The sequence below is a fragment of the Wolbachia endosymbiont (group B) of Philonthus cognatus genome, assembly GCF_947179345.1.
GTDB lineage: Bacteria > Pseudomonadota > Alphaproteobacteria > Rickettsiales > Anaplasmataceae > Wolbachia.
In genome coordinates, this window is the sequence record NZ_CAMXBG010000001.1 from 300,715 (window position 1) to 326,231 (window position 25,517).

Here is a 25,517-nt window from a genome sequence, read left to right on the forward strand (position 1 = left end):
TTTTGTGTCCGCTTAGCAGGGTGGCAAAATAAGATAGACAGATACATTTTTACATCAAAACGCTCCCCAAATGCATCAATTCTATTTTGCAATCTTGTTTCCATCAACTTGTTCAGAATTTGACTCCTTCACTTTAGAACTTGGCTTCATTGCTGCAACTTTCTCATTAACCTTTTTTTCCACCTCCTCTATTTTATTATTACCAATTGCCATAATTGCAGATTGAAATTCACTCATAAAACCTACAAGTTTCTCCATATCTTCCTCATGAGTACTAGTACCCTTGCTCATGAGATTGCTCAAAAGAACAGCCTTATTTTCCCCTATTAACTGTCCTATGGCTGCTAGTTGCTCTTGATTTCGAAGCATTTCTACTATCTTGTTCTGATTATTAGCGTCTTCAATGCTTTGCCCTGCTTTTAACTTAGTATTGTCTGCAATAGCTGCAAGCAATTCACTACGTAATCTATCAAAATTATTCTCTCTTGCTTGAATTGTAGGTAATTTATCGATCACATCTTTCACAAAACTTTTCACTGCTTTTCCTGCTTCAACCGCACCTTCTTTTATCTCACCTCTATGCTGATATATAGCATAACCAATAGCAGCTATAGCAACTAGTGCCATAAATCCTACAAATGCTGCTCCACCAACAATTAATGCACCGGTCACTCCTCCTATTGCTAATGTACCTGCTAGTGCACCTGTTAACGCTAACTATGGATTAGCCGACAAAGAAAGAATTGGAAATGGAAGGTTTTTTACGTTGTAAAGAGTATGAAATGAGTGTAGAAAAAATATGAACCAGAAAGTTAAAAGGAGATCGGTGGCGAGTGTGTTCAATTTCTAATCTATTTTTTAGGTAACCAAAAACTGTTTCAATAATAGATCTTTTCCTCAGAAAAATCTTCTCATTTAGAGAGATTAATGCGTTTTTCATCCCTTTTTTTATCTTGGTAACAAGCTTTAAATTTCTATCAAGTAATTGTAGAAACAGACCTTTTTGGATATAACCTTTATCTCCAAATAATAAACCCGTTAGTTTTTTAGTCAGATCCGGAACTGGCTTTCTATCATCAACGTTACCTTTGGTTAGCGTAACACCTTGAATTTCGCCTATTTCATTGATTACTACATGTAATTTAAAACCAAAAAACCAGCCATAAGTGCTTTTGCTTAATTTTGCAATTCCAGTAAAAACTTTATTTTTAGATATTCTTTTTGCATGACAGACCGTGATAGGAGTTGAATCAATGTAGGAAATACCTGTATTTTTTGCCTGCTCACATAACCATTGTAGCAGCATTGCTAAATACCATAAAACTCGAGGTTTTAGCGCAATAAATCTATCATAAGAAGGTAGTCTAGAAAAGTCTGACTTATGCAGCAACTGTAAGTAACATATGTAAAATGATTTAAAGTTTTCATATCTAGATTGCTGATATAACAGAATTATTGTTATAATTTCGGAATGCGTTATTTCTGGCACTCTTGTAGGTTTTTTACCATTGGATAATAATCTACCTGCAAAATTTTTGTCTATTATTTTACAATAATCATCTACAAAACAGAATAATTCTGTTACATTCTTATTCACTGGGTAACCTCCTATTATCTCTAAAATACTGGAGTTTACCCTCTTTTCTTATTCTCTTCTAATCCATAGTTAGCGTTGTTAGTGTTGTAACTGCTGCTCCACTTATTACCCCCTGAGCTAACAGTTGGTTACCTAAAGCTTCAAGCTTTTCCTCCATGCTTTTTACTTTACTTACTTGCGCAAGAAGCATTTTTAATTGATTATCGTCTTTCTCAAGATACTCCTTTACAATATCTATTGCGTTCTTCAAAAGATCTTTATCTTTTATCAGCAATTCAGATACATCCTTGATAGATGATTCGTCAAAAATTTCACCGCTTTTTACAAATTCATTTGCTTGTAATAGAGACTTCAATGCTTCCAACAAATCTTTTCTTTCACTAATGTATTTTACTACATTTTCAATGAACTCGTCCGAATTGGTTGGATTTGTTGTACCACCTTGTACCATATTCAATTCCTATCAATTATAAATATGCCTAATTATATATACTAATTATTAATTATATTATAATTGACATAAAATAATTACTCCTTTCCAAATATGGAATTTGTATTACAATACCTAGATTATATGAAATCAAGGTATTTTATGGGTGAGAAAAAATTAAGAGCCGCTGTGGTTTTATCAGGATGCGGCCACCTCGACGGCACAGAGGTGAGAGAAGCGGTTTTAAGTTTGCTTGTGCTTGATCAGCAGGAAGTCGAAGTCACATGTTTTGCTCCTGACGTTGACATTACACAAGTTATGGATCACAAAACAAAAGAGGCAGTAAAAGAAAAAAGAAATGTACTTGTAGAAGCAGCAAGAATTGCAAGAGGTGAGATAGATGATTTAAGAGAAGCTAAAGCTGAAAATTTTGATATGCTAATTGTACCTGGTGGATATGGAGTTGCGAAAAATTTATCTGACTTAGCTGAAAATAAAACAGTAATGCCTGAGTTTGAAAGATTAGTCTCAGAGTTCTTTGTTGCAAAAAAGCCAATAGGAACTATATGTATATCTCCAGCCGTTATTGCTTCAATTTTAAGTAGCAAGATAAGTAAAGAAGAAAGTAAGATTAAGGTAACTATAGGAGACGATAAAGAACAGTTAATAGAGAAACTCGGCGGCGAACATATAAAATGCGATACAGAGTTATCAATAGAAGATGAAAAACATAATGTATTTTCCTGCTCTGCTTATATGCGTAATGACGAAAGTATATACTCTGTATATCAAGGAATAAAACACATGATTGACAGTATGGTGAAAAAAATTAATAAAAAAACTAAACAACCATTTCTCTAAAATGTAGTTTCTTATACAATTAATTATGTTATACTTCCATTTACATTATTGCTGTAGCCAAAGTAATCTATAGTTGCTTATTAATGATGAATTGTATTTAGTATATAAATTTAGTTCTTTTTTTTTATAGATTTAAATATGTTAGATCTTTTTTATATTGAAAGTGAGTGTTGTATAGATGGTCAGTGTGATACTTATGCAGGAGAAGTGAGTATTAATGATGTCATGTTGGGCAAGTTTAGTCTAAATTCATACAGTGGGAAAAAAGCCATGGTAAATCTAGACATCGTTACATTCGATATCCATATTGCTATGGATGGCCAAGATGGAAGGACAATAACAAGAGACCTCAAGGGTCCTGAATTTGTAATTAAAGATGACGGTTCCTGGTATATTAATAAGAATCTTGGTAATGATAAATTTGAAATTATAGTAAAGCAGTCATGATATGAAACATAGTGAGCGGAGCTTACTTTTTAGCAATGTTTACATACTTACTTAAAAAATGGAGATTATCTTAGCTGAACCACGCGGTTTCTGTGCAGGGGTTAAAAGAGCTGTAGACATATTAGCAATCACTTTAGAGAAATACAAAAATGAACGCCAAGTTTATGTACTACACGAAATCGTTCATAATAAGTATATAGTAGAGGACTTCAAGAAACAAGGAGTGGTTTTTGTAAGCAGCATAGAAGACATTAAAGACAATAGAGGAATATTGATCTTTAGCGCACATGGAGTGTCGAAAAGTATAGAGGATGAGGCAAAAAGAAAGGGTGTTCAAGTGATTGATGCAACATGTCCATTAGTTAGCAAAGTACATAAAGAGGCAAAAAGGTATGAGGATAGTGGTAAAGAATTAATTCTAATTGGACATGAAAATCATCCAGAAGTTAAAGGAATTATAGGAAGAGTAAGTAATCCTATATCTCTAGTGCAAACTATGCAAGACGTATACAATTTACAAATCAAAGATCCAGATAATTTATCTTATGTAACACAAACCACGTTAAGTATTGACGATACCAAAGAAATTATTGCTACACTGAAGCTCAGATTTCCAAGCATTACAGGCCCCGACTTAAAAGATATATGCTATGCAACACAAAATAGGCAGAACGCTGTTAAAAAATTGGCTAAAATTACAGACGTAGTGTTAATTGTAGGAAGCAAAAATAGTTCAAATTCAAACCGTTTATTAGACCTGTGTATTTCCAGAGGAAAAAGAGCCTATTTGATTGATAATTATAAATGTATGAACAAAAATTGGTTGCAGGGCGCAGAAAAAATAGGAATTACTGCAGGTGCTTCTGCTCCTGATATATTAGTTGATGAGCTAGTAAATTACTTAAAAATAAATATGAATACAAAAGTTTCAGTCATGCCAGATGGATTCACTGAAAATGTTCAGTTCAAGTATACTAAATGGTAATGTGCAACAACGTGCGTCAAATCAAGTCTTTAGCTCAATTCAATTTTCAGTCTGTTGGAGAATAAAATATCAAGCTGAGATATAATTAATCCTCGTTTGTCAGGTTAAGTTGTGTCTAGCACAAATATAAAAAACCTTCATCATACAAAAGGGTTAATATTACTACTAATTTTATCAAAAACTTATAATATAAGTAATATTGTCATCTAATGTTTAATGAATTTCAATAAATTACCTTTTTAATTCTAGATGAGTATACACTTTGTTAATATGTTTGGGTCAAAACCCAAAAGTAAGTTTATGCTTTCTATAGGAAAAGAAGGCACAATGTTACTATATTTTAAAAATGATACTTTAAATAAAAGATATTTTGCTAAGGACAAAAATAATAAAGTTGTTTCTGACTTAATTTCATGTCTCTCATCAGATAAAAAAGCACCCTTATATCTGGTTCTCAATCACACTGATCAGAACTATTTGCTACAGTCTATCCCAAGAGTAAATAGGATTAGTGCTTATCTATCAGCAAAAACAAAAGTAGAGCATTTTGCTCATAATAACGATATAAATTCTATTCTCTTGGTCGAAAAGCCGAATAAATTTAATCAAAACTGGTGGTATCTATTTGTTTCATCAAAAGCAAATCATTTAATAGAATATTGGTTGGACGTGTTTGTTGAAATAGGCTCTAACTTTAAAGGAATATTAATGTTTCCTATAGAACTAGTCAGTATAGCAAAAAAGATTCTACACAAAGATCCTAGTAACTGGAAAATTATAGTTGCTGCAACTAAAACAGGTGGCTATAGACAAGTGGTTCTTAAAGAGAACAAAATGATATTTACACGTTTAATACCATTTACTAATGATAATTTACCAGGAATCATTGCTGGTGAAATATATCAGGAAGTGAAAAATACAATTCAATCTTTAACTAAGTTTGGATTTGAAAAAAATGACCCTATCGACCTTTGCATCATAGTATCAGAAGCTATTAAATCTAGTTTATCAGTTATAAATTTTTCAGAGAATAGTGTGAACATATTGACTCCATATGAGCTAGGTAAACTATTGGGAGCAGATTAGCTATATGCGAAAAAGATAGCTTTTGTGATACTACAATTTTGTTCCATAGCTTTAAGAATAAGCCAACAGATGTTTTTAATACAAAAGAAACTAAAGAATTTTATCTATTCAATTACCTTTATTTAAACTCTCCTCGGATTTTTCTATACCTCCTTTTGACTTTAATTGTAATTAACACCTTTTGTTTGCGGAATTTGTATTCGAATTTTAATATTGCTGATAATTTATCTGCAAAGCGGAGTGCTTTAAATAACAAACTAATAAAACTTAGCCAAAGCTATAATGTAAAAAAGATAGATGAAGTTTACGATTTTATTAATATCAATAATATTTTATCAAAAATAGAGTACTCTCCTCTCACACAAGTTAAGTATGTAGAAAAGCTAAAAGTACCAGATGTAGAGCTTCAATTATTTGAGTGGAATTATAATGAGGCAAAAAGTTATATTACCACAACTTTAAGGTTTAATTTTCAATCTGGTAAAGACATTTCTTATCAATACGAGAAACTACAGAAAAATTTAAACGATAATTTCCGTACTCATGATATTAGTATTTCTAGCTTACCTACTACTAAAGAGAAAAATCTATCTATTGATGTTGAAATAGGAGAGGCAATGTAGATTGATGACTATCTCTCAACTAAAAAGAAAAGCTACAATTCAGTGCATATATTACTTATTGTTATCTATTGTATTAATAGGGTTATCAACGTGTTTTATTATCTATAACAAAAAGGTTTATAATAAAAATCAAACTGCAGCTGAGGAAATACGCTCTATTAATTTACAGATCATTGAAATTCAAAAGAAAGAAGTCGTTCTAAATAAAAACCTAGATTTATGGAAAAGAATTTCTTCTTCAAATTTACATAGTAGCAGATACATTACAAATTTAAATTTTGAGCTTAACAAGCTATATAAAAAACACTACATGTTAGAACCTGAAATATCAATTTCTATACCTGAAGAAGCTGAACTCCACAATAAAAGTGAACATACAAAAGTAATAAGAAGTGAAGTGGTTCTAAGTTTAAGCTCAATTAGCGATAAGCATATTTTTTTATTTCTACAGTCTATTCCAAATCTTCCTGGTTATGTTATGATCAGATCTCTTACCTTGAATAAGCAGAGAAATATAGATGCTAAAGTTATAAACCAGATTTTAAGTGGTAATATGATAGAGATAGTGAGAGCTAGTATAGTTTTTGATTGGTATACCATATTAAGTAGATGAATATAAAGTTGTTTTTTATTTTTACGCTGCTATTTTTTAATTTTAGTGCATATTGCAATTGCGAAGATCTTGTAGAAAATATAGGGATTTGTAAAAAATATTCTTGCCAACAGCATATTAGTAATGAAGATTTTATTGGGCATAAAATATTAGGGTTAAATAGTGAAAATTTATGTGTATATATAGAAAGACAAGGCAATGATGAAATGGTCTGTCATCATTCTAATGATGGAATGATTATAGAAAAGAAGTACTTAAAAAGTATTTTAAAAGTTGGAAATCAAGAAATAAATGACTTCATTGATATAGCAAATTTGCGTGCGAAGGAGTGTTTTTTTATCAACAATTATTATATAGATCGAGACGATATAATAAAAGAGGCAGCAGAGAGTACTTTATCGCAATATGGTAGCATAAAAAGCATTTTTTTTGATGAAGAGCAGGTTAATAGAATAGTTAGTGAGATGGAAAAGTTTAACTTACAGTCTTCAGGAGTTACAGAGGAAGAAAATTTCAATTGTAAAGTAGTCAGTTTAGATTCAATTTTATACTTTTCCCCCGATACATGGAAAATATGGGTAAATGGAAAGTTGTTTATAAATACTAAGGATTTAAAAGTGCACTCAGTAACTGAAAATTATGTAACTTTTTCATGGGCTGTAAACCAAAAGATAACAAAAGAACGGATAAGCAATTCTAAAAATGTACATTTTGGACATGGAGGTATTATGTTTACGCTTTATCCAGAACAAAAATTTGATTTAGATAGTTTATCTATTAAATAATCTAATACATCTGCGCTTGTAGCTCAGTTGGATAGAGCGTTGCCCTCCGGAGGCAAAGGTCGTGGGTTCGAATCCCTCCAAGCGCGTTTTTAATTAAATTTGACAATAATACTCTCACATAAGATAATAAAGAGATTTATTTTAAAGCATAATTATGTCTAGTGGTACTATAAATAAAGTCATATTAGTTGGTAATTTAGGAAAAGATCCTGAAATTAGGACTACACAAAATGGAAAAGAGATGGCAAGTTTTTCAATAGCCACGTCTGAAAGTTGGACTGACAAATTTTCTGGTACGCGCTCTGAAAAGACAGAATGGCATAATATTGTAATTTTTAGTGAAGGACTAGTAAAAATTGTTAAAGACTTTGCACGGAAAGGTAGTAAAGTTTACGTTGAAGGTTCTCTGAGAACTAGAAAATGGACTGACCAAAATGGTAGTGAAAGGTATACGACAGAGGTGGTGCTATATAACTTTAATAGTGCCCTTACCCTTTTAGATTCACGAAACAGTATGTCAAACTCTGATTACAAGCCAAGTGAATACAAACAAAATGAAACAGAACAAAAAGATAAACACGGAAGTTTTGACAACGATATAAAAGACGAACTAATCGATGATGAAATACCATTTTAATAACTTCAATTGAAATCTACATTTTTATGGACTGCTTGTGTTACTCCCTTTAATTGCAGTGGAGATAGTATAGATTACCAAAGCTTGCAGCGTTTACTAACAATGCAAGCTGAAGCTGAAAATGGTGTAGTGTTGCTAGGTAGCACAGGTGAAAGCTTATCACTTACTGATTCTGAAAAGCGCACATTAGTTGAATTTGTGTGTGAGCTAAAATTAAATACGAAAATTATAATTGGTGTACCAGGAGTGAATCTATATCAGACTCTTGAATGGCTTGATTTTTGCAAGGGTATGCCTATTCACGGTTATCTAATGATAACTCCAATTTATACAAAGCCTGGAATCATGGGGCAAACTTTATGGTTTGAAAAGCTGCTTGAAAAAGCACATGTGCCAGCCATGCTTTACAATATTCCATCAAGAGCAGGAGTGAGTCTTCACGCTGAAACTGTACGCAACTTATCCAGCCACGAAAAATCTTGGGCTATCAAAGATTCAAGTGGCACCGTTGATACTTTAACTCAGTATAAGAAAGTTGCACCAAATATTGAGGTCTTTTGCGGAGATGATAATATGATACCCGATATGGCTGCTAAGGGTGCGGCTGGTCTGGTTTCTGTTGCTGCCAATGTTTGGCCACGTGTAGTACATGAATATGTTAAGCAATGCATGAGTGGCGAGAACCCTCAGGCAGACAGTTGGCAACAAGCTTGCAAAACTCTATTTACTGCCAGCAATCCAATACCTACTAAAGCACTCTTGCATGACATTGGTCTTATAGAACACAAAACTGTTCGTCTACCACTAAGCACAGAAGACTTGCCTTCTATTGAAACATTGAGGCAAGCTAATAAAATGATTCTTGGATGGAAAAATCAACTAGCTATGCAGGATTAGGAATTGAGCTGATAATTCAATTATACTTAACACAAAAAAATGGGCTAAATCCTCTTCAAAAACTTCTATCTATCGTCTCTTAAAATACTCTCCTGCACACACCCCCATCAACAATTTTCACATCACTATCAACTGAGCTACCTGGCTGTTTATTTCCTTTGTATATCTCCCCATCAACGGAACTACCTGGCTGTCTATTTCCTTCTGGAAAAAAGCACTCAATTGCTTTATCAATTAAGAAACTTAAAGGAATACAAGCAATCACACTCACTACAAAAGTTAAAGCACCTATAGCTGCTGGTGATGTAAAACCAAGAGCAACTAGTCCTGCTCCAACTCCAAAAAAAACACCAATACTACTGATAGTATGTGCATAATTTTTAATTTTATATTCAGCGCTGTTGCTATATTCTCTCAAAATTTGTTCATGTTCTTTGGACATGCCTTCTGGTATATCGTTGAGATTTGTAGTTTTTGAGAAAAAACAAGCCTTGATTAAGCCTACTAATAACATTGCAGAACCAATGATTCCACCTGCAATGAGAGGTGGCAAGTTAACATAACTTAGAGCTAAACCTGCAAGAGCCCCAGTAACAGCGCCCATTCCTAGTGCTATTGTTAGTATCACTATTGTGCCTGCTGCTAGTTCTAGTTTTGATCCAATTTTCTTTTCTAGGTTACTTTTTGCTTGCATTGCCTGTTTTAGTTGTATTCTTGTATAGCCCATAATATTTACTCCCATTTAAAATTAATAATATAATACTAGCATTTTTAATTTATATAGTCAACTTATTAAGGAATTTTAATTGACTTTCAGCAAACTTTAGCCTTATATGTATGGTCCCAGAGTGTAATGGTATATAAAACATGAGAACAAAATGCCATTAAAGGAGAACTTATGATTACTGGATATATCAGAACAACAGAGACAATTCATAAAGCAATGTAAACTTTCTAAGTACTATAACCTCAACTCTAAAACTATTGTAAAACAGAAAAAAGCATTCATTTAAAAGAAAAATAACAGCTCCATATACTATTAAAGTGATAATACTTATAATGTTAGATGTGACACCAAATCTAATTTGAAATATAACTTATTTACTCAGCTTCTTTTGAAAACGCTAACTATGGATTAGCCGACAAAGAAAGAATTGGAAATGGAAGGTTTTTTACGTTGTAAAGAGTATGAAATGAGTGTAGAAAAAATATGAACCAGAAAGTTAAAAGGAGATCGGTGGCGAGTGTGTTCAATTTCTAATCTATTTTTTAGGTAACCAAAAACTGTTTCAATAATAGATCTTTTCCTCAGAAAAATCTTCTCATTTAGAGAGATTAATGCGTTTTTCATCCCTTTTTTTATCTTGGTAACAAGCTTTAAATTTCTATCAAGTAATTGTAGAAACAGACCTTTTTGGATATAACCTTTATCTCCAAATAATAAACCCGTTAGTTTTTTAGTCAGATCCGGAACTGGCTTTCTATCATCAACGTTACCTTTGGTTAGCGTAACACCTTGAATTTCGCCTATTTCATTGATTACTACATGTAATTTAAAACCAAAAAACCAGCCATAAGTGCTTTTGCTTAATTTTGCAATTCCAGTAAAAACTTTATTTTTAGATATTCTTTTTGCATGACAGACCGTGATAGGAGTTGAATCAATGTAGGAAATACCTGTATTTTTTGCCTGCTCACATAACCATTGTAGCAGCATTGCTAAATACCATAAAACTCGAGGTTTTAGCGCAATAAATCTATCATAAGAAGGTAGTCTAGAAAAGTCTGACTTATGCAGCAACTGTAAGTAACATATGTAAAATGATTTAAAGTTTTCATATCTAGATTGCTGATATAACAGAATTATTGTTATAATTTCGGAATGCGTTATTTCTGGCACTCTTGTAGGTTTTTTACCATTGGATAATAATCTACCTGCAAAATTTTTGTCTATTATTTTACAATAATCATCTACAAAACAGAATAATTCTGTTACATTCTTATTCACTGGGTAACCTCCTATTATCTCTAAAATACTGGAGTTTACCCTCTTTTCTTATTCTCTTCTAATCCATAGTTAGCGTTGAAACTACTGTGAACATAATATCTATAGATAAAACATCGCATTACCACGCCACTAACGAGTAGCAGAATGACAAGTTTTTCAAACTAGTCCGGTAAAAATCTCAGTCAGTTCAGCTGTATGCTTTTAACTTTCCCAAAAAGAGAATTAACCATATGAAATTCTTGTTGATATGACTTAATGAATAATTATTTTAGGTTACTAATTTATTTTAAGAAACTTTGATGATATTTAGCCCACTTATTTTTCTATTTTCCATGTCACGATGAGCCCCTATTATTTCATCAAATTTATATTTTTTATTAATTCGTACGATTAAAAGTTTTTTTCTTATCATCTCGAATATTTCCATTGCAGTAAGCACTAATGTAAATTTATCATGCTTATAGTGATATATCGAAGTTCCAGCTGCAAATAACGAACGCGAACTAAGTAAAGAGAAATTAATAGGAGCATTACCTGATATCTGCCCATAGGAAACATATATGCCAAACTTACCCAAAGATTCAAAAGAGAGCTTGCTTGTAGCGTAACCTATAGGGTCATACACTGCACCTACTCCTCTATTTTTCGTAATCTCCATGATTTTAGAAACGAAATCTTTATCATTGTAGTTTATTGCGTATGTGCAGCCATTTTGTAAAGCTATCTTCATTTTTTCGTCAGAGCTTATAGAACCTATCACTATACCTTTTTTATCCTTTGCCCATTGGCATATTATTTGCCCCAAACCACCATTAGCTCCATGAACCAGGACAAAAGCACCAGGCCTGATTTTATAAGATTGATTAACTAAATAGTGAGCTGCCATACCTTTAAACAACACTGCAGCAGCAACCTCATCAGATATGTCATTCGGAATTTTTATCAAATATTTCTGGTGTACAATGCGCTTTTCACAATATGCCCCTGGAGGAGCTGTGCAATATCCAACTCTGTCTCCAACTTTGAATCCATCACTGATTTTTTTACCAAGTTTTTCAATAACCCCAACTGCTTCCACTCCAAGCACTGATGGCAGATCTTTAATTTTGCGTGTACCTTTTCTGTGTTCTAAATCATAACGATTTAAGCCGATAGTTGTATGACTTATTAAGACTTCCTCGCCTTTTGGCTCACCTATATTCTTATCTACAAATTCTAATACTTCTGGCCCCCCAGTTTTTTTAATTTGTATAGCTCTAACCATGATAAATGTAAGACAAAAACTTTAATTATGTTATCTAGCAATTAATATTTTGCAAAATGTTATTTAGAGTTTATACACTACATAAGCGTATTATTAATAGTTTTGATGCACAAATTATCATGAACAGAGAAATTTGGCTTTATGGTGTTTTATTCAATGTGTTGTGCAAAGTGGATGAAGATAATGATTTGGATGTTAACAATGTAATAAAAAAAATAAAAGAAAGGTTAGAATATAGAATACAAAAATCAGATAAAAAAAGAGATTATTGTAAATATTTATATACTTCTTGGGAAAAAAAAGGATTTGATATTAATCACCAATTTGACTTGAAAGATTATGATGGCTTTCCAATAGATAGTCTTTTTTCTATTGCCATTAATTATAAATTATACACTTTAACAAATTTAGCGCAAGTTTTAATAAAAGCAGGAGCTAATGTGCAAAATGAAAAAGGATATTTACATGCCTGCGTTTTGGCTCGTTCTCCAGATATATTAAAAGCTCTCATAAAAGCGGGAGTAAATGATAACCCAAATGAAAACTATGGTGGAAATACCGCTTTAGACTATGTTGCTAAATTATATGGTAGAGATAAGTCAACGAAATCCAAGGATTGCTGTAAAATTCTAATTGAGCATACATTAGAAAAAAAACCTCACAGTAAAATGCCAGACTCTATAAAAAGTAATAAAGAGTTAACTGAGTACTGGAATGCCTGTAAAGCAAATAGTGAAGAATGGGAATTCGCAATACCAAAAACCGCAATACAAGTACTTAGTGTGCAAAAAACAAATAAGTGCTTCTGCCCAATTAAATAGATCTGTTGCATAACTATTATTTAAATCAACAATAGTCAAAGGTTTGTTATTTAAGCTTAAAAAACGTATATGATAGTGTTATTTCACTTAAATCTTTTGTACTATTGTCACGCATTATTTCAGGGTCTACGTAAAAGGATACAGGCATAGCTGCTTTTTGTTTTGGTAGCAACATTTGCTCTTCAAAACAAAAGCATGCAACTTTATTGAAATATTTACCTGCTTTAAAAGGTGTGACATTATACACTGCCATTCCAAAAGAAGGCTGATCAGATAAATTTTTTGCATAATAAAATACTAAACTTTGTTGCCCTATATTTGTATCGATGTAGTTAGTTTCTGATTTAAATTCCCAAGGCAGACCTGATATTATATCAGCATTAAGGTGAACCCTGATTTTTTGGTCAGTTGCATTTATTGTTGCATTAGTTACTTTTCTCGTTGTGCCACCATATCCAGTAGCTTTACAAAAGATGCTATACAACGGTACTGAAGCATATGCAAGACACAGCATCAATACCACTAAAGATATTAGGAGGAAAACTATAGAACTTTTATTGTTTCCCCTTAAAAAGGAAATCATCTAATCCTTATTGTTGAACAAGTTAAGTAACCTGAGTAAATTGAGGAATATATTGATGAAGTCAAAGTAAAGATTAGTTGCACCAAGTATTGCCAGCTTAGTAGTTGCAACTTCTGAGCCATCATTATATCTATAATAAACATCTTTGATTCTCTGAGCATCGTATGCGGTCATTAAAGTAAACACTATCACTGATACAAACGATATTGCAAAATAGAGAGGACTGCTTCCAAGAAACAGATTAACTATAGATGCAATGATTAACCCCCAGATTCCCATAATCAAAAAAGAACCCATGCTGGTAAGATCTTTTTTTGTAGTATTACCATATAAAGCCATAGAACCAAACATGATCGATGTAATGAAAAATGCTCTTGCTATATTTCCTGCAGTGTAAACTACAAAAATATGAGATAAAGAAATTCCCATTAAAACTGAGAACGAGAAAAATATAGTAAGTGTCGACTGAGCACTTAGGTTTTGAAGCCTAAAAGACATATAAAACACCAATGCAACTGGAGATAGCATTACCACAAGCGATAGAACAGGATTAGAATAGATCACTTGAGAAAGACCAGAAAACACTGTTAAAAACGCAACAAGCCCTGTAACACCTAAAGCTAAAGCCATATAATTGTATACTTTAGTTAGGTAACTCCTGAGTCCAGCACTATAATAAACGCCCTGAGAGCGAATATCCTGTTCGTTTTTCATATAAGACATATGTAACTCCTTATTATCTCTTGATGATATATTATAATACAATACAGCGTTTTTATCAAGTATAAAATGACATACTACAATTGAATGGTGTGGTATGCAATTAGAGAATTTCTTCCATAACTATAAGCAAATCGGTTTTCAGCAGCATTTAACTATTATAACAACCTCTGGCAATAGAAATTACTTTCACCATTCCCTCTATCATGATTTAAGGGGAATGGTGAAAGTAGTTTTTGCATTTACTAAAGCATTCTTCTTATAGATACTATACCAACAATCCACTATTTTTTCTATGTCTCGCGGTTTAACCTCCGGACCTATACTGATTCTAATTGAACATTCTGCTTGCTCTTTTGTTGCTCCCATTGCAAGCAAAACATGAGAAGGCCCAACTTTTCCAGAAGAACATGCAGAACCATTGCTGACTGCAATATTATTTAAGTCAAAGCACATGAGCTGCAGATCATTCTTCACTCTCGGCATATAAATGAAACTTGTATTTGGCAATCTTTTAGAATTTCTGCCAAAGATCTTGATATCACTGACAAGACTTAATAACCCATACTCCAATTGATCACGCAGCTTCTCTACTTCATCCATCTTTGATAGAAGATCTGGAATGTTTTGCAATGCAGCAGAAAGACCTACTATTGCAATAATGTTTTCTGTACCACCACGCAATCCTTTTTCTTGCCCACCACCTATTATAGTAGGTTCTATTACAAGCTTTTTGTCAAATATTAAAACTCCACTACCTGCTATACCACCAAATTTGTGAGCAGATAAAGTAAGTAAATCCACTCCTAAATCTTCCATATTTACTTTGATTTTCCCAACACTTTGAGCAGCGTCAGTGTGACAGATTGCCCCGAATTTATGTGCCATTTTAGCTATTTCCTTAACAGGCTGGATAACTCCAGTTTCGTTATTAGCCATCATCACTGAAATTATTACTTTATTCCCTTCAAGTTCGCTTAGAATTTTCTCTAGCTCTAAAAAGTCAATAATACCCTCTTGATTAACGGGTATTATATGTGGATTACATGCAGAATTAAGAATTGAAGGATGCTCTATAGCTGAAATTACATGCAGATAGCCTTTCATTCCTCTCATGACGAGGTTGTTTGCTTCAGTTGCACCAGACGTAAAAACTATTTCTTTATCATCTGGAATGCTAAGAGCATCACGTACGTTGTCTCTTACCTCTTTAAGAATCTTCCTCGCTTCTTGTCCTCTTTTATGCAGCGATGATGGATTTAGTGTTTGTTTCGACAAAATCTCAAGTATACTTTTTTTTACATTTTTACTCACTGGAGCAGTTGCATTATAATCAGCATACACGCAACTACTGTCTTCCAGAGAGAATAAACTCACAGGCTTATTTGTCACTTACCATCAACCAATTATGTATGTTAACTTTAACACGATAAAAATTTATTGCAAAAACAGGGAAATTAATACATAATTAATAAACAATTTACATTATCAACACCTGTCAAAACAGGTTTTTATTAGGAGTTATCATGGTAGAAGTCTTTTTAAATAATTCAACAAAAAAGATAGAAGGTAGATACCATCAAAGCAAAGATACTAATGCACCAGTTGTGCTAATTTTACATCATCACCCTCAATATGGTGGTAGTATGGATAGTAAGATTATACATACTATATATGAATCTTTTATCGATAATAACTTTTCTGCATTGACAATTAATTTTCGTGGTGTCGGAAAATCTACCGGAACTTTTGATAAGGGTATAGGAGAATTAACTGATGCTGCAGTAGCTATTGATTGGCTTCAGGAGCATAACTCTAACAATGTTCCAATTTGGATAGTTGGTTTTTCTTTTGGAGCATGGGTAGCTATGCAATTGACAATGCGCCGTCCAGAGATAGTAAGTTTTGTTGCCCTTTCTCTTCCAGCAACTAAGTACGATTTCTCTTTTCTCTCTCCTTGCCCAGTTCCTGGACTTATAATACAAAGTAATAATGATACAATTTCAGAAGAAAGCGATGTAACAGAATTAGCACAAAGGTTAATAAATTCGGTAAAAAATAACCATATGGAATACCATATAGTAGACGATACTAACCACTTTTTAAGGGATAAAGAAGAGGAAGTAGCTCAAATTATAGATAATTATATAAAACTACGCTTAAACAGTGCAGTCACTTCCTCCAAAAAAGTTAAAAAAGAGATAAGGGTAAAAGAATATGCCTAACTTTACAAATGAGAGAAATGAACGTATTAATATAAATAAAAAAAGTCTTGTTATGTTTAGGCAATTATTATTTCTCGTTTTAGCAATGTTTATGCTGTCAGGATGCTTTCTAAGTAAACAGCGTAAGTTAAAGAGTCCGTGTATAAAAAATAATGAAAGCATTTCATGCGAATTATACTCCGTTAATGACCATTGGTTAAATAAGTACAAGTTATAGGTAGCTTTGTATTGTACTTGTTTCTTCCATTTACAGCTTTACTAATGATCGGTTTTTTAACTGAAAAATGTGATCTGCTTTTTCTGCAAGGATATAGTTGTGTGTTACTATAAGCATAGAGCTGTTATTTTCCTTTACATATGAATGTAACAGCAAAAATACATTCAAAGAATTTGTTGGGTCTAAATTTCCCGTTGGCTCATCTGCAAGTAAAAGCTTTGGAGAGTTTACAATGCTTCTTGCAATTGCAACCCTCTGCCTTTCTCCACCAGAAATTTCAGATACCATACTACTTGCTTTATTTTCCAGACCAAATTTTTCTAATATTGCTTGCGATTTTTTTTTTGCTTCAGCTTTGCTTCTTCTTGCAATAAGCTGAGGAAGCATAACGTTTTCCAACACTGATAACTCTTGTAATAAATAGTGAAATTGATAAACAAAGCTAAGAAAATTTCTTCTTACATGAGTTTTATATTTATTGCTGGCTTGCGTACAATTTACTCCATCTATTGTCACTACACCTAAAGTTGGCTTATCCAATAGGCCTGCAATTTGCAATATAGTTGTTTTTCCTGATCCTGAACTGCCGATCAATGCAACTACTTGCCCTCTTATAAGACTCAGATTGATATCTTCTACAATAGCAGGACTTTTTTTGAAGCTCTTACTTACAGAAGCTAGCTCTAGTGTTACACCACCACCCATATTATAAAAAGATCCAGGAGGGAGAATTAGACCGAGAAACTGTTACCACACCCACATCGAGACTTAGCGAGAGCATTCTTGATTTGAAAACCAGAACCACTTAGATCTTCAGTATAATCTATAGTTGAGTTATTTAAAAATTTCGCTGAACAATTATCAACCATTAATACAGGGTTTCCATTCTCATCATTAATTACTATATCTTTACCTTTTTCACTAAAACTGGAGTGGCTTCTATAATCCTCGCTATCTTCGTCATCGTCAAAATCGTCGTCTTCATCATCGTCAAAATCGTCATCCAAAGACATCTTCTTATTTATTTGATCCATAAGAAAATTATACTTGAAGCCAGAGCATCCACCACCTGAAACTGCAACCCGCAAAATAGAACTCTCATCTCCTTCCTGTTCTACAAGGGAGTGGATTTTCCTTAATGCATTGTCAGTTAAGCTAATATTGTAATCTGTTGACATAACAACCACCGTTCATTATTGATAACCTATTATAGTAGAAATTTTACATGTCAAACAATAATTTTCTATTAAGTTACGCGTGCTTTCCAAATAAAACAAAAGGAAGAAATTTTAAAGAGCCAGAAGATGAAAATCGCAGCTGCTTTCAGCGTGATAGGGACCGCATTATTCACTCTAATGCGTTTAGGAAATTGGGGTACAAAACACAAGTTTTTATCAATTATGAGCATGATTACTATCGTACTCGGCTAACTCATAGCCTTGAAGTTGCACAAATTGCAAGATCCATCGCACGCAGGCTCAGATTAGATGAGGACATCACCGAATGCATAGCGCTTGCACATGACCTTGGTCATCCTCCATTTGGTCACACAGGTGAGAATGCTCTAGTTCAAGTTGATAAGGAGAAGTATGAGTTTGATCATAATGTTCAAGCTATAAGGATTTTAACTTATCTTGAACAAAAACATGCTGATTTTGATGGTATGAATCTAAGTTGGGAGGTGATTGAAGGGGTTGCAAAACATAACGGTCCCTTGCTTGGTCAAAACGCAGAGTCTTCTACAAATAATCAGCTATTATTAAAATATAATGAAAAATATGATCTAAAACTTGAGGAATTTTCAAGCATTGAAGCACAAGTTGCTTCAATTGCGGATGACATCGCTTACAGTGTGCATGATCTTGATGATGCACTCAGGGCAAATTTAGTAATAACCGAAGATTTGCTCGATGTTCCTTTAATTGGCAAAATGTTCAAAGAAGTAAAAAGCGAATATTCAGAATTGGCTCAAAGCAAACTCATACATGAATCACTGAGTAGAACTATAGGAATTATGATAAATGATGTCGTTTTTCAGACTGAAAGAAATATTAAAGACTACAAAATAAAAAGCGTAGAAGATGTAAGGAGCTTAAATAATATGCTAGTCACATTTTCACCAGAAATTGCAAATGCCACAAAAGAGATGAAAAAATTTAACATGGAAAAAATATACAGAAGTTATAAACTGACCAGAACAATGAACAAAGCAAAACGTATAGTACAGGAGCTTTTTCAATGTTTTTATGAAAACCCAAGGTTATTACCCACAGAGTGGAACAAGCTTGCTTGTGAATCTCAGCGTTCAGTAATAATATGTGATTATATCTCAGGTATGACAGATAGATTTGCCATACACGAGCACAGAAGAATTTTTGATACCTCATACGAAATGACTTCTTTCTAATGACTGATGATTATTTCATGTCGATCGCATTAAAACTTGCAGAAAAAAGTCTTGGAAGTGTTGCACCAAATCCCGCTGTTGGATGTATCATTGTAAAAAACGGTATGGTGATCGGTGAAGGCTACACAGGAATCGGTGGACGTCCACATGCAGAAGTAGTTGCTTTGCAAAATGCTAAAGATTTAACTCATGATGCAACTATGTACGTCACTCTTGAACCATGCTGCCACTTTGGAGTTACAGAACCTTGCACTGCAGAAATCATAAAATCAGGAATAAAAAGAGTAGTAATTGCAGCAATTGATCCAGATAGTAGAGTTTCAGGTGGAGGAATTAAAGCTCTGAAAGAAGCAGGAATTGAAGTTGAGCAAGGTATTATGCAAAAAGAGGCAGAAGTATTGAATGTCGGTTTTTTCACCACTAAAGAATTTCATAGACCATTTATAGCTTGCAAAATCGCAACAACTCTTGACGGAAAAATCGCAACATTTACAGGAGATAGCAAATGGATAACAAGTGAAGATACGAGAAATTGGGTACATGAGCTCAGAGCAAAATATGATGCAATTATGATTGGCAGTAGTACCCTTATCAATGACGATCCACTCTTAACTTGCAGATTACCAGGACTCGAAGAAAGGTCGCCAATAAGGCTAATTATCGATAGCCAAGCAAAATTGCAGGAAGAGCATAATATTGCAAAGACTGCAGACAAAATAACAACTTGGGTGATTACAAACAGAGAAATAGAGAAAAAAATAAAAAACATTAATTATTTGATAGTCAATTCAAATCACAAACCTCCTGTTATTCCAGATGTTACCCCAACACACTCTCCTGTCATTCCAATGCCTTCTCCTGTCATCCCAGTGCCCAGCCACTGGGATCCAGAAAACTTCAAGCAATTGCATAATGAAAACTGGTCACGCGCTGGAATGACATCGGAACATGATGTTATCGGCAAAGTCTGCTTAAAAGACATGGTATCAAAACTTGTTTCAGAAATTGGTATAACAAGGTTATTAGTTGAAGGTGGAGGAGTGTTGATTACAGAATTATTAAAGCACAATTTAATCGACAGGTTGATAATCTGCCGCAGTGGTAAAATTTTAGGTAATGATGCCACTCCTTTTGTAGGGAATTTAGAGATTGAATCCATCAATAACTGCCATAAATTCAAAAAAGTAGAGATAATAGAGTTCAGTGAGGATGTAGTTGAGGTGTGGGATAGATTACCGTAACTCTTCTCAAATGAAAAAAAGAGGCAGAATCATCTCTACCTCTTGTGCTATTTAGCTAGTATTAAATCTTAAGTGCGTATTTGTTATCAAGTGTTTTAGTAACATCAGGATCTTCTAAGAGAGCTTTAACTTTTTCTTTGAAATCGTTGTCAGAAAGTACTGTACCTTGAGGTCCTTGGTCACCCTTATCGCCTTTTTCACCTTGGTCACCTTTCTCACCCTGAGGTCCTTGTTCGCCTCTTTCACCCTTTTCACCCTTAGCATTTTCTATTGCACTCATTTGCTGATATGAAGCATAAGCTGCTGCGGCAAAATATACAGCGGCAATAAATAGAACTGCAATTCCAGCAGGGCTAGCAATAAGCGCTAAAGACGTAGGTCCAGCAATTACTTTAGTAGCAATCAATACTGTTGTTATTGCTGCTGCCAAAGATGCAGTTGCAACTGTACCTTCAATACTCATTTTTGTTATAGGTGCTATGTTTTTTAGTTTCCATATACTTGTAATCATAATCACTTCCTCCTAATTAAGGTTTATAAAAAGTTAATTATATATTAAGAATGCACACTAGTCAGCATTTGTATTAACAACTTAATATTTTATCTACTTTCTAAATTGTTACTAATTATGTAAGATTGATACATGGTAAATGGCTGGCTGAATCTTGATAAACCAACAGGAATGAGTTCTGCAAAAGCTGTAACTCAAATTAAAAGGATTTTTGGAATAAAAAAAGCCGGCCATCTGGGAACACTTGACCCTTTGTCTTCAGGTGTATTGCCGATCGCTCTTGGTGAAGCAACAAAAACTATACCGTATTTATCTTGTGACTTAAAGGCATACAATTTCACAATCAAATGGGGAAAGCAAACAACTACGGATGATTTGGGTGGTGATATCATTAGAACTAGCGATATAAAACCCGAATATAACCAAATAAACTATGCGATTAAGGATTTTATTGGTGAGATAACACAAACTCCTCCTCAATTTTCAGCAGTGAAAATCAAGGGAGCAAGAGCATATAAATTAGCAAGAAGTGGGCAAAAGGTAAATATAAAACCTCGACAAGTCAAAATACATGAACTAAAGATGATATTTTTGGATACCATAAATAATATTGCCGATTTTTCTATGATCTGCGGTAGCGGCGTATATGTAAGATCAATTGCAAGAGATCTTGGAATTGAATTAAATTGTTTTGGACATATTACACAATTAAGAAGAACGATGGTAGGTGATTTTAAGGAAGATGAATCAGTGACAATTGAGCAACTTACTAAAAAAAACACAACAACTTACTCTCCCCAGTGCTTGACACTGGATACAAATACTTACAAATCATGTAATGGACAAAAGATTCTAGGAGCATATGTCAAAAACAATGTTCGTGATGAAATAGGCTTGATCCCAGTGCTTGACACTGGGATGACAGAGGGAGGTGGGATGGCAGAAGATGATGGAGGTAATACAAAAAGTTTCATCATCCCCATTGAATCGGTTTTAAAATCGATGTTCAAAATTGAAATTTCCCTAGAGGAGGCGGAGAAAATCAGAAAAGGTCAAGGAATTATATTAAATAACTTGCGTGGTTTAAAGAATTATGATATTTTTTGTACGATAGTGGGTAATGTACCTATTGCAATTTGCAGTTTTACTCATGGTTATGTGAAGCCTATTCGTGTTTTTAATATTTTGAAATGAGGTTTAGATGTCAATAACATCCCAAAAGAAAAAAAGTTTGATTAGTACATATGCAATTAAAGAAGATGATACAGGTTCATCTTTTGTACAGTGTGCAATTTTAACCGAGAGGATCAGTAATTTAACTGAGCATTTTAAAGCGCATAAGCATGACCATAATTCTAAGCGCGGTTTACTTATATTGATAGGTAGAAGGCGCAAGCACTTAAATTATATAAAACGTAAATTTGGTAATGAAGCCTATCAAGAGTTAATAGAGAAGTTAGGCATTAGAAAATAATCGAGGAATTTTGTATGTTTGAAATTATAAAAAAATCTATAGATTGGGAGGGGCGTACCTTATCTTTAGAAACTGGGAAAATAGCACGTCAAGCTGATGGTTCAGTAGTTGTAAATTATGGAGATACTTCTATCTTAGTCACTGTTGTACGAAAAAAGAAGGAAGAAAGTGTTGATTTTCTCCCTTTAAATGTGCAGTTTATTGCAAAAAGTTATGCCATGGGTAAGATTCCTGGTGGTTTTTTTAAAAGAGAAGGAAAACCATCTGATAGAGAAACTTTAATTTCAAGAGTAATAGATAGAAGTATAAGGCCGTTATTTCCTGAAGGTTTTCATGATGAAATTAGTGTAGTATGTAATCTGTTAACTTACGATACGGTCAATTCTCCTGAAGTACCAGCATTGATAGGTACCGTCGCAGCTCTTGCAATTTCTGGTGTTCCTTTCCACTTTACTATAGCTGGAGTCATGGTCGGTTGTGATGAAAATAACAATTATATACTCAATCCTTCCGTTCAAGAGATGAAAGCAAGCAACTTGGATCTGTTTTTGTCTGGTGATGAAAATTCGATCTTAATGGTCGAATCGGAAGTCAAAGAGCTCTCTGAAGAAAATGTTTTGAGTGCAATAAAATTCGGCCATGAACATCTTCAACCTGTTATTAAGCTTATAAAAGAATTTGCTGATACAGTAGGCAATAAACCTGAAAGCTTTGCTCCTGTTGATATATCAGATATAACTCAAGAACTTGAAAAATATCGAAAAGACTTTGAAGAAGCATATTCAAAAACAGTAAAACAAGAGCGAGTTCAAGCTCTAGAAGTAGTCAGGAATAATATATTGAATACTCTTAAAGAGGCTGGAAAAGACGAAAAGTTAATTACTTATGCAGTAAAAAGCTTTGAAAGATCTTTAGTGCGTGAAATGATTAGAAGGAAAAGTGTGAGGATAGACAGCCGTAAGTATGATGAAATACGCCAGATAGAAATTGAGGCTGACATTCTACCCAAGACTCACGGTTCTGCGCTATTTACAAGGGGTAGCACTCAGGCACTAGTTGTTACTGCTCTTGGTACTACACAAGATGAGCAAATTGTGGATGACATTGAAGGGGATAGACGTGAGCATTTTATGTTGCATTATAATTTTCCTCCATTTGCTGTTGGAGAGGCTTCTGCTGTACGCGCACCAGGAAGGAGAGAAATTGGTCATGGTAAACTTGCTTGGAAAGCAATTCATCCTGTTTTACCTGATAAATCTGAATTTCCTTATACAATAAGGGTAGTATCTGAGATTATGGAATCTGATGGTTCTTCTTCTATGGCAACAGTTTGTGGAACTTCCATTGCATTAATGGATACAGGTGTGCCAATAAAGGCTCCCGTTGCAGGAATTGCTATGGGTCTCATCAAAGACAAAAATGAGCATATAATACTTTCTGATATACTGGGCGATGAAGACTATCTCGGTGATATGGACTTCAAAGTAGCAGGAACTAGCGAAGGGATTACAGCACTGCAGATGGATATGAAAATTCCTGGTATAAGCTTTGAAATTGTTGAAAAATCTTTAGAACAAGCAAAAGTCGGAAGATTACATATCTTAGAAAAAATGAATGCAGTAATTTCAGAACATCGTAAGGATATAAAAGATCATGTACCAAGAGTGTTATCGTTTTATATAGATAAAGATAAAATTTCTGCAGCTATTGGTGCTAAAGGAAAAAATATACGCAGTGTATGTGAAAGAAGTAATGCAAAAATTGAAATAGGGGATGACGGTAAAGTTTCTGTTTTTGCCATTAGTAGTACTGAAGCTGAAGCTGCAAAGAATATGATGATTGATTCAATAACAGAGCTAGAACAAGGTTCTATAATTGATGCTAAAGTTGTAAAGATAGAGAAGTCTATTGTAGAGCTAGAACTTCTTAATGGAAGAAAAGGAAAAATGCATATAAGCGAGGTAGCTAATCAACATGTAGAGTCCATTGAGGATATACTTAAACAGGGTGATACCTTCAAAGCTTTGATAATTGATTTTGAAAAAGGTGGATGTCCAAAATTATCAAGACGTCGTGTTGATCAAGAAACAGGTGAATTTTTTGAAGGTAAGCTTTACAATGAAGAAAGGAGAGATGGTTTAAATAATAGGGATAATTATTATAACAACTCGTTTAATAAAAAACCTGGAGATAATTATCATAGTAATAGACCTACTCGTCCTCGTTCTGGTTTTAGTAATAGAAACAGACCAAAATTTGGTAATAATGACTCATCATCAGGTTTCTATTGAGGTTGAACTTACTTTCTATTATCTCAGTGTCGAAGCACTGGGATAATAGGAATTTTTAAAACTGACAAGATAACAAAAATGGTTTGTGTTATCTGTAGGGTTATAACGAAAGATTTTTAAGATCGTTTATAGCCTTTTTCATGTCTTCAGCTTTAAATATTGCTGATCCAGCAACTAATATATTTGCACCTGCTTTTATTATATCAGCTGCGTTAGAAAAGTTAACTCCACCATCTACTGAAACTTGTGTTTTAAGATTACGGTCCTGTATCATTTTCCTCACGGTAGATATCTTACTCAACTGCGAATGAATAAACTCCTGTCCTCCAAATCCAGGATTGACTGTCATAATTAGTACAATATCTAGCTCATGTATTATATATTCAAGCACGCTTGGAGAAGTTGAAGGAACAATTGAAACTCCAACTTGTATTGTTTTTTTTGTATGATTTATGTCTTTGTATGATTTTATCTTTCTTACTAGCCTCTCAAGATGTATCTCTGCTTCTGCATGTATAGTGATAATATCAGCACCAGCATTTATAAAACTTTCAATATGGTTACCAGGAGATTTAATCATTAAGTGTACATCAAAAGGAAGATTGCTATATTTACGTATCGCAGAGATAACATTCGGACCTATTGTAACATTTGGAACAAAATTTCCATCCATAACGTCTATGTGTATATAATCTACATTCAAGTCGCTAATTCTTTTTACTTCCTCTCCTAATTTTGCAAAGTCTGCTGAAAGTATAGAAGGTGCAATTTTAATACCCATAGACTACTTTTTA

At 33.5% G+C, this 25,517-nt stretch carries 27 protein-coding genes, 1 tRNA gene and 1 pseudogene; 16 read left to right on the forward strand and 13 right to left on the reverse strand.

Translation table 11 applies throughout. The features are described from left to right. Positions 1-81: 81 nt before the first annotated feature. Genes ONG78_RS01390 through ONG78_RS01400 form a run of 3 tightly spaced genes read right to left on the reverse strand, consistent with a single transcriptional unit; the run spans position 82 to position 2,048 of the window. On the reverse strand, positions 82-672 hold the full coding sequence (locus tag ONG78_RS01390; RefSeq protein ID WP_264377504.1) for a hypothetical protein: 591 nt from the start codon (positions 670-672) through the stop codon (positions 82-84). 52 nt (positions 673-724) lie between these two features. Further along, positions 725-1,597, reverse strand: coding sequence for an IS982 family transposase (locus tag ONG78_RS01395; RefSeq protein WP_019236992.1), 873 nt, complete (start codon positions 1,595-1,597; stop codon positions 725-727). A gap of 58 nt (positions 1,598-1,655) precedes the next feature. Beyond that, complete coding sequence (locus ONG78_RS01400) at positions 1,656-2,048, reverse strand: hypothetical protein (protein ID WP_264377505.1); 393 nt, start codon at positions 2,046-2,048, stop codon at positions 1,656-1,658. 141 nt (positions 2,049-2,189) lie between these two features. On the opposite strand from ONG78_RS01400, the gene elbB reads away from it, so the two are divergent. The 9 genes and pseudogenes from elbB (at position 2,190) to dapA (ending at position 8,961) form a co-directional block, all read left to right on the forward strand. Then, entirely contained in the window at positions 2,190-2,888 is a 699-nt protein-coding gene (elbB, locus tag ONG78_RS01405; RefSeq protein ID WP_264375145.1) for an isoprenoid biosynthesis glyoxalase ElbB, read from the forward strand. A gap of 138 nt (positions 2,889-3,026) precedes the next feature. Next, complete coding sequence (locus ONG78_RS01410) at positions 3,027-3,335, forward strand: hypothetical protein (RefSeq protein WP_264377506.1); 309 nt, start codon at positions 3,027-3,029, stop codon at positions 3,333-3,335. Between the two features lie 58 nt (positions 3,336-3,393). After that, positions 3,394-4,320 (forward strand): 4-hydroxy-3-methylbut-2-enyl diphosphate reductase, encoded by a 927-nt coding sequence (ispH, locus tag ONG78_RS01415; RefSeq protein ID WP_213863831.1) that lies wholly within the window; start codon positions 3,394-3,396, stop codon positions 4,318-4,320. A 270-nt stretch (positions 4,321-4,590) separates the two neighbouring features. Then, positions 4,591-6,029: pseudogene (locus ONG78_RS07940) on the forward strand (hypothetical protein). A 4-nt stretch (positions 6,030-6,033) separates the two neighbouring features. Further along, positions 6,034-6,642 carry a hypothetical protein gene (locus ONG78_RS01430; RefSeq protein WP_010406999.1) on the forward strand — a complete coding sequence of 203 codons (609 nt, stop codon included), beginning with the start codon at positions 6,034-6,036 and terminating at the stop codon, positions 6,640-6,642. Beyond that, a complete protein-coding gene (locus ONG78_RS01435; RefSeq protein WP_264377509.1) occupies positions 6,639-7,427 on the forward strand; it encodes a hypothetical protein in 789 nt (262 codons plus the stop codon). The genes ONG78_RS01430 and ONG78_RS01435 overlap by 4 nt, the downstream gene beginning before the upstream one ends. Before the next feature lie 12 nt (positions 7,428-7,439). Beyond that, positions 7,440-7,513, forward strand: a tRNA-Arg gene (locus tag ONG78_RS01440). A 68-nt stretch (positions 7,514-7,581) separates the two neighbouring features. Continuing rightward, positions 7,582-8,064 (forward strand): single-stranded DNA-binding protein, encoded by a 483-nt coding sequence (ssb, locus tag ONG78_RS01445; RefSeq protein WP_006014313.1) that lies wholly within the window; start codon positions 7,582-7,584, stop codon positions 8,062-8,064. 9 nt (positions 8,065-8,073) lie between these two features. Continuing rightward, positions 8,074-8,961 (forward strand): 4-hydroxy-tetrahydrodipicolinate synthase, encoded by an 888-nt coding sequence (gene dapA, locus ONG78_RS01450; RefSeq protein WP_264377510.1) that lies wholly within the window; start codon positions 8,074-8,076, stop codon positions 8,959-8,961. 79 nt (positions 8,962-9,040) lie between these two features. Here the strand turns inward: dapA and ONG78_RS01455 are convergent, their stop codons facing one another. The 3 genes from ONG78_RS01455 to ONG78_RS01465 form a co-directional block, all read right to left on the reverse strand. Then, the gene (locus ONG78_RS01455) at positions 9,041-9,688 is read right to left on the reverse strand and encodes a hypothetical protein (RefSeq protein ID WP_264377511.1); all 648 of its coding nucleotides are present in this window, start codon (positions 9,686-9,688) and stop codon (positions 9,041-9,043) included. A gap of 408 nt (positions 9,689-10,096) precedes the next feature. Continuing rightward, entirely contained in the window at positions 10,097-10,969 is an 873-nt protein-coding gene (locus ONG78_RS01460; RefSeq protein ID WP_019236992.1) for an IS982 family transposase, read from the reverse strand. A 286-nt stretch (positions 10,970-11,255) separates the two neighbouring features. Further along, positions 11,256-12,233, reverse strand: a complete 978-nt coding sequence (locus ONG78_RS01465; RefSeq protein WP_264377512.1) for a quinone oxidoreductase family protein — start codon at positions 12,231-12,233, stop codon at positions 11,256-11,258. Positions 12,234-12,352: 119 nt separating this feature from the next. Between ONG78_RS01465 and ONG78_RS01470 the strand changes: the two genes are divergently transcribed. After that, on the forward strand, positions 12,353-13,054 hold the full coding sequence (locus ONG78_RS01470; protein ID WP_214303448.1) for an ankyrin repeat domain-containing protein: 702 nt from the start codon (positions 12,353-12,355) through the stop codon (positions 13,052-13,054). Positions 13,055-13,100: 46 nt separating this feature from the next. Here the strand turns inward: ONG78_RS01470 and ONG78_RS01475 are convergent, their stop codons facing one another. The 3 genes from ONG78_RS01475 to ONG78_RS01485 all read right to left on the reverse strand — a co-directional run bounded on the left by ONG78_RS01475 (position 13,101) and on the right by ONG78_RS01485 (position 15,749). Then, the gene (locus ONG78_RS01475) at positions 13,101-13,637 is read right to left on the reverse strand and encodes a cytochrome c oxidase assembly protein (RefSeq protein ID WP_010407017.1); all 537 of its coding nucleotides are present in this window, start codon (positions 13,635-13,637) and stop codon (positions 13,101-13,103) included. Continuing rightward, positions 13,638-14,360: a Bax inhibitor-1/YccA family protein gene (locus ONG78_RS01480; RefSeq protein ID WP_264377513.1), complete on the reverse strand. Its 723-nt coding sequence runs from the start codon at positions 14,358-14,360 to the stop codon at positions 13,638-13,640. A gap of 201 nt (positions 14,361-14,561) precedes the next feature. After that, a complete protein-coding gene (locus ONG78_RS01485; protein WP_250120184.1) occupies positions 14,562-15,749 on the reverse strand; it encodes a cysteine desulfurase family protein in 1,188 nt (395 codons plus the stop codon). A 134-nt stretch (positions 15,750-15,883) separates the two neighbouring features. On the opposite strand from ONG78_RS01485, the gene ONG78_RS01490 reads away from it, so the two are divergent. Then, positions 15,884-16,582: an alpha/beta hydrolase gene (locus ONG78_RS01490; RefSeq protein ID WP_010407025.1), complete on the forward strand. Its 699-nt coding sequence runs from the start codon at positions 15,884-15,886 to the stop codon at positions 16,580-16,582. Between the two features lie 247 nt (positions 16,583-16,829). Here the strand turns inward: ONG78_RS01490 and ONG78_RS01495 are convergent, their stop codons facing one another. Both ONG78_RS01495 and ONG78_RS01500 read right to left on the reverse strand, forming a co-directional pair. Next, the gene (locus ONG78_RS01495) at positions 16,830-17,504 is read right to left on the reverse strand and encodes an ABC transporter ATP-binding protein (protein ID WP_264375154.1); all 675 of its coding nucleotides are present in this window, start codon (positions 17,502-17,504) and stop codon (positions 16,830-16,832) included. 26 nt (positions 17,505-17,530) lie between these two features. Next, on the reverse strand, positions 17,531-17,977 hold the full coding sequence (locus ONG78_RS01500; RefSeq protein WP_007302232.1) for a HesB/IscA family protein: 447 nt from the start codon (positions 17,975-17,977) through the stop codon (positions 17,531-17,533). A 47-nt stretch (positions 17,978-18,024) separates the two neighbouring features. Between ONG78_RS01500 and ONG78_RS01505 the strand changes: the two genes are divergently transcribed. Next, on the forward strand, positions 18,025-19,206 hold the full coding sequence (locus tag ONG78_RS01505; protein WP_264377514.1) for a deoxyguanosinetriphosphate triphosphohydrolase: 1,182 nt from the start codon (positions 18,025-18,027) through the stop codon (positions 19,204-19,206). Beyond that, the gene (ribD, locus tag ONG78_RS01510; protein ID WP_264377515.1) at positions 19,206-20,447 is read left to right on the forward strand and encodes a bifunctional diaminohydroxyphosphoribosylaminopyrimidine deaminase/5-amino-6-(5-phosphoribosylamino)uracil reductase RibD; all 1,242 of its coding nucleotides are present in this window, start codon (positions 19,206-19,208) and stop codon (positions 20,445-20,447) included. The genes ONG78_RS01505 and ribD overlap by 1 nt, the downstream gene beginning before the upstream one ends. A 61-nt stretch (positions 20,448-20,508) precedes the next feature. On the opposite strand, the gene ONG78_RS01515 is transcribed toward ribD, so the two are convergent. After that, positions 20,509-20,958, reverse strand: coding sequence for a collagen-like triple helix repeat-containing protein (locus ONG78_RS01515; RefSeq protein ID WP_264377516.1), 450 nt, complete (start codon positions 20,956-20,958; stop codon positions 20,509-20,511). Between the two features lie 132 nt (positions 20,959-21,090). Here ONG78_RS01515 and truB point away from each other — a divergent pair, with 132 nt between their 5' ends. Genes truB through pnp form a run of 3 tightly spaced genes read left to right on the forward strand, consistent with a single transcriptional unit; the run spans position 21,091 to position 24,723 of the window. Beyond that, positions 21,091-22,152, forward strand: coding sequence for a tRNA pseudouridine(55) synthase TruB (gene truB, locus ONG78_RS01520; protein WP_264377517.1), 1,062 nt, complete (start codon positions 21,091-21,093; stop codon positions 22,150-22,152). 7 nt (positions 22,153-22,159) lie between these two features. Continuing rightward, entirely contained in the window at positions 22,160-22,432 is a 273-nt protein-coding gene (gene rpsO / locus ONG78_RS01525; protein WP_007302237.1) for a 30S ribosomal protein S15, read from the forward strand. Between the two features lie 14 nt (positions 22,433-22,446). Then, the gene (gene pnp, locus ONG78_RS01530; protein ID WP_264377518.1) at positions 22,447-24,723 is read left to right on the forward strand and encodes a polyribonucleotide nucleotidyltransferase; all 2,277 of its coding nucleotides are present in this window, start codon (positions 22,447-22,449) and stop codon (positions 24,721-24,723) included. 100 nt (positions 24,724-24,823) lie between these two features. On the opposite strand, the gene rpe is transcribed toward pnp, so the two are convergent. Continuing rightward, positions 24,824-25,504, reverse strand: coding sequence for a ribulose-phosphate 3-epimerase (rpe, locus tag ONG78_RS01535; RefSeq protein WP_264377519.1), 681 nt, complete (start codon positions 25,502-25,504; stop codon positions 24,824-24,826). Positions 25,505-25,517: the final 13 nt, after the last annotated feature.

Coding starts and splice junctions, on each gene's coding strand:
- ONG78_RS01490 (WP_010407025.1), top strand. CDS start 15,884: ATGGTAGAAGTCTTTTTAAATAATTCAACAAAAAAGATAGAAGGTAGA.
- ONG78_RS01500 (WP_007302232.1), bottom strand. CDS start 17,977: ATGTCAACAGATTACAATATTAGCTTAACTGACAATGCATTAAGGAAA.
- truB (WP_264377517.1), top strand. CDS start 21,091: ATGGTAAATGGCTGGCTGAATCTTGATAAACCAACAGGAATGAGTTCT.
- ONG78_RS01515 (WP_264377516.1), bottom strand. CDS start 20,958: ATGATTACAAGTATATGGAAACTAAAAAACATAGCACCTATAACAAAA.
- ispH (WP_213863831.1), top strand. CDS start 3,394: ATGGAGATTATCTTAGCTGAACCACGCGGTTTCTGTGCAGGGGTTAAA.
- ONG78_RS01435 (WP_264377509.1), top strand. CDS start 6,639: ATGAATATAAAGTTGTTTTTTATTTTTACGCTGCTATTTTTTAATTTT.
- ONG78_RS01505 (WP_264377514.1), top strand. CDS start 18,025: ATGTCAAACAATAATTTTCTATTAAGTTACGCGTGCTTTCCAAATAAA.
- ONG78_RS01495 (WP_264375154.1), bottom strand. CDS start 17,504: ATGGGTGGTGGTGTAACACTAGAGCTAGCTTCTGTAAGTAAGAGCTTC.
- rpsO (WP_007302237.1), top strand. CDS start 22,160: ATGTCAATAACATCCCAAAAGAAAAAAAGTTTGATTAGTACATATGCA.
- ssb (WP_006014313.1), top strand. CDS start 7,582: ATGTCTAGTGGTACTATAAATAAAGTCATATTAGTTGGTAATTTAGGA.
- ONG78_RS01455 (WP_264377511.1), bottom strand. CDS start 9,688: ATGGGCTATACAAGAATACAACTAAAACAGGCAATGCAAGCAAAAAGT.
- ONG78_RS01475 (WP_010407017.1), bottom strand. CDS start 13,637: ATGATTTCCTTTTTAAGGGGAAACAATAAAAGTTCTATAGTTTTCCTC.
- ONG78_RS01400 (WP_264377505.1), bottom strand. CDS start 2,048: ATGGTACAAGGTGGTACAACAAATCCAACCAATTCGGACGAGTTCATT.
- ONG78_RS01465 (WP_264377512.1), bottom strand. CDS start 12,233: ATGGTTAGAGCTATACAAATTAAAAAAACTGGGGGGCCAGAAGTATTA.
- ONG78_RS01410 (WP_264377506.1), top strand. CDS start 3,027: ATGTTAGATCTTTTTTATATTGAAAGTGAGTGTTGTATAGATGGTCAG.
- ribD (WP_264377515.1), top strand. CDS start 19,206: ATGACTGATGATTATTTCATGTCGATCGCATTAAAACTTGCAGAAAAA.
- pnp (WP_264377518.1), top strand. CDS start 22,447: ATGTTTGAAATTATAAAAAAATCTATAGATTGGGAGGGGCGTACCTTA.
- elbB (WP_264375145.1), top strand. CDS start 2,190: ATGGGTGAGAAAAAATTAAGAGCCGCTGTGGTTTTATCAGGATGCGGC.
- ONG78_RS01430 (WP_010406999.1), top strand. CDS start 6,034: ATGACTATCTCTCAACTAAAAAGAAAAGCTACAATTCAGTGCATATAT.
- rpe (WP_264377519.1), bottom strand. CDS start 25,504: ATGGGTATTAAAATTGCACCTTCTATACTTTCAGCAGACTTTGCAAAA.
- ONG78_RS01470 (WP_214303448.1), top strand. CDS start 12,353: ATGAACAGAGAAATTTGGCTTTATGGTGTTTTATTCAATGTGTTGTGC.
- ONG78_RS01480 (WP_264377513.1), bottom strand. CDS start 14,360: ATGTCTTATATGAAAAACGAACAGGATATTCGCTCTCAGGGCGTTTAT.